The organism is Mesorhizobium sp. P5_C1 (assembly GCF_054049815.1).
In genome coordinates this window covers 1-5,315 of sequence record NZ_JBFULQ010000398.1, presented here as the reverse complement: position 1 = coordinate 5,315, position 5,315 = coordinate 1, and the positions used below count along the sequence as shown (strand labels likewise).

General features: G+C 57.9%; 8 protein-coding genes and 1 pseudogene. 8 read left to right on the top strand and 1 reads right to left on the bottom strand.

The genetic code is table 11. The features are described 5' to 3' along the window. Window positions 1–1,085 (bottom strand): transporter substrate-binding domain-containing protein (locus tag ACXJ7R_RS24195; RefSeq protein ID WP_457154036.1); only part of this gene is annotated, 1,085 nt, incomplete at its 3' end. Window positions 1,086–1,524: 439 nt separating this feature from the next. On the opposite strand from ACXJ7R_RS24195, the gene ACXJ7R_RS24190 reads away from it, so the two are divergent. The 8 genes and pseudogenes from ACXJ7R_RS24190 to ACXJ7R_RS24155 form a co-directional block, all read left to right on the top strand. After that, complete coding sequence (locus tag ACXJ7R_RS24190) at window positions 1,525–2,055, top strand: DUF1097 domain-containing protein (RefSeq protein WP_457154035.1); 531 nt, start codon at window positions 1,525–1,527, stop codon at window positions 2,053–2,055. A gap of 54 nt (window positions 2,056–2,109) precedes the next feature. Then, entirely contained in the window at window positions 2,110–2,724 is a 615-nt protein-coding gene (nthA, locus tag ACXJ7R_RS24185; RefSeq protein ID WP_457154034.1) for a nitrile hydratase subunit alpha, read from the top strand. 22 nt (window positions 2,725–2,746) lie between these two features. Further along, window positions 2,747–3,061: an SH3-like domain-containing protein gene (locus tag ACXJ7R_RS24180; protein WP_269904301.1), complete on the top strand. Its 315-nt coding sequence runs from the start codon at window positions 2,747–2,749 to the stop codon at window positions 3,059–3,061. Further along, window positions 3,058–3,411, top strand: a complete 354-nt coding sequence (locus ACXJ7R_RS24175) for an SH3-like domain-containing protein (protein WP_457154033.1) — start codon at window positions 3,058–3,060, stop codon at window positions 3,409–3,411. Before ACXJ7R_RS24180 ends, ACXJ7R_RS24175 begins: the two co-directional genes overlap by 4 nt. A gap of 47 nt (window positions 3,412–3,458) precedes the next feature. Further along, window positions 3,459–3,914 carry a nitrile hydratase accessory protein gene (locus ACXJ7R_RS24170; protein ID WP_457154032.1) on the top strand — a complete coding sequence of 152 codons (456 nt, stop codon included), beginning with the start codon at window positions 3,459–3,461 and terminating at the stop codon, window positions 3,912–3,914. A 96-nt stretch (window positions 3,915–4,010) separates the two neighbouring features. Beyond that, window positions 4,011–4,220 (top strand): CbtB domain-containing protein, encoded by a 210-nt coding sequence (locus ACXJ7R_RS24165; RefSeq protein ID WP_457154031.1) that lies wholly within the window; start codon window positions 4,011–4,013, stop codon window positions 4,218–4,220. Between the two features lie 15 nt (window positions 4,221–4,235). Then, entirely contained in the window at window positions 4,236–4,982 is a 747-nt protein-coding gene (locus ACXJ7R_RS24160; protein ID WP_457154030.1) for a CbtA family protein, read from the top strand. A 29-nt stretch (window positions 4,983–5,011) separates the two neighbouring features. Then, window positions 5,012–5,315: pseudogene (locus ACXJ7R_RS24155) on the top strand (hypothetical protein); the annotation flags it as partial.

Genomic DNA, 5,315 nt, shown 5'->3' with positions numbered 1-5,315 from the left:
GGCTTGATAGGCTTTTGCGCGGCCGCGACGATAGTGAATTCCGCGCCGGCGCTCGATACGCCGATGCGCGGCGTCAGGTAACAATGGTTGTTTTCCGTGTCGATGCGGATCCGTCCTTGCGGTGCATCGTAATCACAGTCGCCGAGTACGGCGAGTATGTCGGATGCTTTCGTCGAGGCTGCAGACCGAAGCGCGAGTGCAAGCATGTGAACGGAATTGTACGAAGCTTCGGCATCTGCCGAGGTCACCTTCTGCTGGCCGAAACGCGTTCTGTAATTTTCGACAAAGGCATGATTTTGTGGGTTGTCCAGCGACTGGAAGTAGACACTGGAGGTAATGTGGCCGAGCGCTGCGGGATCGCCGATCGTGCGAAGTTCCGGTTCGGAGAGCGTGCAACTGGCGATGGGAATGGAAACGTCGCCTTGGGTTCCTAGTCCAGCATCACGAAAAGCACGCAAGAATGCGTAGCTGGATTCGCCGATAAGCGTGTTGAACACGAAATCGGGCCGTAGGAGACGGATTTCCTCAACGAGCCCGGTAACCTCGGTCGATCCGACAGCCAGATAGCGCTCAGCGAGCACCTCGCCGCCAAAATTCTCGGCGATTTCGCGCATGACGCGATTGCTTTCCCAAGGCCAAATATAGTCCGAGCCGCAACAATAGACGCGAGCGCCGAACCTTGAGGCCATATATTGCGCCAGGGGCACTATGTGCTGGTTCGGCGACGCACCAAGATAGACGACATTGCCGCTGCTTTCGAAGCCTTCGTAGTGCGAGGGATACCAAAGTAGCGCATCGTATTTCTCAACGACAGGCACGATCGCCTTGCGGCTGGAAGAGGTGTAGCAGCCGACGATGTGCGCAACATCGGAGTTGATGATGAGATCCCGGCAGATCGAAGCGTACTCAGCCGTTTCGCCTCCAGGATTTCGAACAAGCGGTGCCAGCTCGAAATCGAAGTCCGGCGATCTGTTGACTTCCTCGACGGCGAGCAGCGTTCCATTGAGCATCGCCTCGCCGACCGTGGCGTATGGCCCGGTCGTGGAAAACAGCACGCCGACCGGGATTTTCGCTTTTTCGCCCAAAATAGCTCAGCCCCAAAAAAATAAGCCCTGAGGCCTTGGAAGGCGTCAGGGCTTCGTTGCCGCGAAGGATCGTCCTGATCCCTCAATTTTTGTTCAAACCGGCTAGCCGGCAAATCCAATCAAATCGTCCGTCAGATCGGCAAAAATGTCAAATTCTATTTCCGACGGTTTGTCACGGCGCTACGGGCATCACATAAGTATCTGTTTTGTTTTACAAAACTCAGGTGATTTGTTGATTTTGCAAAATTCGCATGAATAACGGTTGACAAAGAAAAATTCCTCAGCGACGCTAAATAGGAACAAAAAGCGAGCGCCCAAAAGAGGCGCAGCATGAATAGATAAAGCTCGTGAAAATGAGAGCTTATGGCGATGAGGCCCGCTCACCGGTGACGGTGGCGGGCCTTTTTAGTTCTGAAAAAAGACAATGGGGAACCCGGCAATGAAACCTGTCATAGCAACGGCTCTGAGCGTTGGCGTCCTCGGCGCGATCTGCACCTGGGCGTTTCTTTCCATCGGCACAATTCTGGTCTGGGCGGCTTTTGTCGCCTGGGCCTGCTTCTTCCAGTCGGGCGGCGACGAAGCCGCGCTCAAGAGCACGATCGTCTCGAATATCTTCGGCTGTTTCATGGGCTGGCTAGGCGCTGTCATGATCCTCGGCCTGCCTATCGGCAACTTTGTTGGGCCCCAAATCTGGCCTGCCATCGTGGTGTTCATCACGGTTGTGATCTACATCCTGGCATCGCAGGTTCCGGCCCTGGCTTCCGTGCCGGGCACGACGTTCGGCTATGCCTGCACATTCGCGTTCCTGCTGCAGACGCCTGACCGGCTCGCTTTGGCGAAACTGCTCTCGGCGTCTTTCGAGAACTCGCTGGTGGTGGTTCCGGTATCGATGATCGGCGGCGCCCTGTTCGGTTTCGCATCGGCCAAGTTCGCCGCCGCCTTGACCAAGCCGGCGCTGGCCGTCGCCTGACCGCAAGCTGCCATCCCAGACGGAAATCTTCGAACAATATCAGTGAGGTAAGTCATGAAGAACAACAGTCACACTCATGCTAACGTGCTGATCCCCGAGGTCGGCCTGCGCGTCAAAGCGCTGGAATCTCTGCTCGCCGAGAAGAAGGCGATAGATCCTGCGACCCTCGATCTGATCGTCGAAACCTTCGAGACGCAGATGGGACCCAAGAACGGTGCGAAGGTCGTCGCCAAGGCATGGACCGATCCGCAATACAGGAACTGGCTGCTGGAGGACGGCACCGCCGCCATCAAGAGCCTTGGTTATATCGGCGTGCAGGGCGAGAACATGGTTGTCCTTGAGAACACGCCAAAGGTGCACAACGTCGTCGTCTGTACGCTCTGCTCCTGCTATCCCTGGCCGACGCTCGGCTTGCCTCCCATCTGGTTCAAGTCGGCGCCCTACCGGGCACGGGTGGTGATCGAACCGCGAAGCGTCCTCAAGGAATTCGGGCTCGATATCGCCGATGATGTCGAGGTGCGGGTCTGGGACAGCACGGCCGAGCTCCGCTACCTGGTGCTGCCGATGCGTCCAGCAGGCACTGAAAGCCTGACCGAACAGGAATTGGCCGCTCTCGTTACCCGCGATTCCATGATCGGAACCGGCGTAGCGCAATCACCTTCGCACTAGGCTCTGGCAAAAGGATCAGACCATGAATGGAATTCATGACGTTGGCGGCAAGCACGGCTTCGGTCCGGTGCTGGTTGAACAGAACGAACCCTATTTCCACGAGGAATGGGAGGGGCGGATGCTATCGATGATGATCGCGTGCTTCGCAGCCGGCATCTACAACGTGGACCAGTTCCGGCATCCGATCGAGAAGATGGATCCGCGCCATTATCTGATGTCGAGCTACTACGAGAAGTGGCTCTGCACCGTCGAACAGAACTGCATCGATGCCGGCATCGTTACCCGCGAGGAAGTCGATGCCCGCCATGCCCAACTCATGAAAGGAAAAGCAGCATGAACATGCTCACCCCCGATATGGTGCCGACGGTTCTGGCCACAGGCGATCCGGCCCGCGTCGATGCAAACGTCCCGCCGAAGTTCAAGGCCGGCGACCGGGTAACGGTCGTCAATTTGAACCAGGTCGCGCACAACCGGCTGYCTGCCTATATCAGGGGCAAGGCCGGAACCGTTACTTTCGATCACGGCGTGTTCGTGTTCCCGGACACCAGCGCCCACCGGAATGGCCCCAAGCCACAGCACGTCTACACGGTGGTCTTCACGGCTCGCGAGTTGTGGGGCGACGCCGGCCATCCGCAGGACCGGATGTATGTCGACGCCTGGGACGATTACCTCGAGAGCGCGGACTAGCGCGCTTTCCAGCTTCTCATCCACTCCGGCATGAAGAGGATTTTTCCATGGACCAGAATAGCAGTCTCGATCAGCTTCCCGGCCTTCCACGCAATGAAGGCGGACCGCTCTTTGCCGAGCCTTGGCAACTCACCGCGTTCGGGATCGTTCTCGCGCTTCACCGCAACGGCTATTTCCAGTGGCGGGAATGGGTGAACTACATCAGCGCCGAAATCGAACTCGGCAAGACCTATGGCCTCGACCCGGAAAACCACAACGGGATCTACTATCATCAATGGCTTGCCGCGCTCGAGAAACTGGTGACCGACAAGAAGCTGTCAAGCTTCGATGAGCTGATGGCGCGCAAGGAACAATGGCGTCACGCTGACGAACACCGCAGCTTTGGCGAACCGCTCAGCCTTGACGGACATGATCATGGTCATTCTCATCACCACCATCATCATCACGATCATTCTCATGACCACGATCACAGTTGCCGCGCGCCAGCGACCCGGCTGGCGTGAACCACAAGCCGGCAGCAGCGCCGCAACCGCAGAGTGGGGGCGGACGAACATTTCGTTGCCCAGTCATTCCAACAAACACCGTTCAGGAGAACTTCCATGTCCGAAATCGCTCTTAAACCCGTTGCCCTGCCGGCACCCATTCCGGTTCGCGAGCTTCTGCCTTGGGCCATCTTTGGCGGGCTGATGCTGATGCTGGCGATCTATTTCATCGGTGCCGAAGAGGGCGCGACGTCGCTGATCCGTGGCATGTACGTCCACGAATTCGTCCACGACGGCCGCCATCTGCTCGGCTTTCCCTGCCACTAGCCAAGGAACAATGACATGGTTGGGAGTCTTTTGGTGCGGGGCATGCTAGTTGGCATCATAGCCGGCCTATTTGCTTTCGGTTTCGCCCGTGCGTTCGGCGAGCCGCAGGTCGATCACGCGATCGCTTTCGAGGAACAGCAGGCGCAGGCCGCAGGCGAGGCGCCAGAGCCCGAACTCGTCAGTCGTTCGACCCAGGCCGGTATCGGCCTGCTCACAGGCATTCTCGTCTATGGCGCGTCCATAGGCGGGCTTTTCGCGCTGGTCTTCTCCTATGTCCAGGGACGGGTCAGTGGCTTTGGACCGCGCGGCACGGCAGCACTAATCGCGCTGGTCGGATTCGTCGCGATCATCCTGGTGCCGCAGTTCAAATATCCGTCCAACCCACCTTCCGTGGGTGATCCCGAAACGATCCAGGCGCGCACCCAGCTCTTCTTTGTACTGCTGACCGTGTCGATCTTGGCGGCAGTGGCCTCGATAGGCCTCGCCAGACGCTTGGCATCACAATACGGAATCTGGAATGCCTGGATAGCGGCGGGGGGTGCCTATTTTCTCGTGATATCTCTTGCCGAATATGCGCTGCCGCCGATCAATGAAGTTCCGGAGCAGTTTTCTGCCGCTGTACTGTGGAATTTCCGCCTTGCTTCACTCGGTATCCAGACGGTTCTTTGGACTGCGATCGGCGTGCTTTTCGGAGTGGTCGCCAAGCGCAGGCTGGTCGAGCGTCGCGACGGTCGACCGGTGGCAAGCGTGGCGGTCCGCTAGGCCATTCCGGGATGCCGCGGAGCATCCGGGTGTCCACGCGCGCCGCGGCATGGTGTTTCTGTCTTTTGCTGCTCTCGATGATTGCGGAATCGGCGCAGGCGCATCGCCAGAAGTTAGACCTGGACAGATCAGGTCTTCAAATCCCAGCTTTAACTCACGGCCAAATGGCCGTGATCGCCAACTATCGGAGCGAAATTCTTGATCTGGCGGCCAACCAAGATCGTACGGATCAAATGTTTCGCAGGCTGCTGAATTTCGCCAATCTGCAGTATGCCGCCTGTCTTTGGGGACTGATGCCCGGCAGCATTGGAGATGAAACAAGCCCGTTCAATG